Origin of the sequence: Bacillus sp. AFS001701 (assembly GCF_002559405.1) — a bacterium.
In the GTDB taxonomy this organism is placed as follows: Bacteria; Bacillota; Bacilli; order Bacillales; family Bacillaceae_G; genus Gottfriedia.
On sequence record NZ_NTZO01000676.1, the window covers coordinates 1 to 368 of the forward strand.

Annotated in this window: 1 protein-coding gene; it reads left to right on the forward strand. The window is 41.8% G+C overall.

Annotated features, from left to right (window positions below):
* On the forward strand, window positions 1-368 hold a 368-nt coding region (locus CN514_RS24555), incomplete at both ends, for an MFS transporter (protein WP_141529524.1).

The window sequence follows — 368 nt, forward strand, 5'->3', positions numbered from 1 at the left end:
TTTGTAATGTGGCTTCCAACCATTATTAAAGCGGCACCTAATATGAATATTGTCAGCACTGGCTGGTTGTCGTCTGTACCTTATGGTTTAGCGGTTATTTTAATGCTGGTTTCATCGTATTTCTCTGACAAAACCTTAAATCGTGGCGCCTTTGTTTGGCCATTCCTATTAATTGGAGCGGTTGCCTTTTATGTCTCTTATGCAATTGGAGCAAATCATTTCTGGCTTTCCTTTACCTTGTTAGTGATTGCCGGTGGTGCAATGTATGCTCCATACGGTCCGTTCTTTGCGATTATACCAGAAATTTTACCACGAAATGTGGCTGGAGGAGCGATGGCTCTTATTAACAGTATGGGTGCATTAGGTTC